The 501-nt window shown below is 63.7% G+C and carries 1 protein-coding gene; it reads left to right on the top strand.

Annotated elements, in window-relative coordinates:
* Window positions 1-501, top strand: a 501-nt coding sequence (locus ACW9IR_RS29610) for a GspE/PulE family protein (RefSeq protein WP_457466160.1), incomplete at both ends; no start/stop codon positions are given.

The raw sequence follows: 501 nt of genomic DNA, 5'->3' as shown, positions 1-501 counted from the left end.
ACCTGATCCGCCAGCCCCACGGCATCGTTTTGGTCACCGGGCCGACCGGCAGCGGCAAGACCACCAGCCTCTACGCGGCATTGGCGCGGCTCGACGCGAGTACCAGCAACATTCTCACCGTGGAAGACCCGGTGGAATACGACTTGCCGGGGATCAGCCAGATTCAGGTCAACGCCAAGATCGACATGACCTTCGCCCTGGCGCTGCGGGCGATTCTGCGCCAAGACCCAGACATCATCATGATCGGCGAAATCCGCGATCTGGAGACCGCACAAATCGCCGTGCAGGCGTCGCTGACCGGGCATTTGGTGTTGGCAACTTTGCACACCAACGACGCGGTGTCGGCGGTCAACCGCTTGATCGACATGGGCGTCGAACCGTTTCTGCTGGCCTCGTCGATGCTCGGGGTTTTGGCGCAGCGACTGGTGAGGCGGCTGTGCAATCACTGCAAGGAAGAAGACCCCACCGCGCCCGGCACCTGGCGCCCGGTCGGTTGCCCGG

This window comes from Pseudomonas sp. SDT291_1_S447, assembly GCF_054070155.1.
Note: the sequence above shows the minus strand (reverse complement) of the source record. Positions and strands in the feature narration are given on the sequence as shown.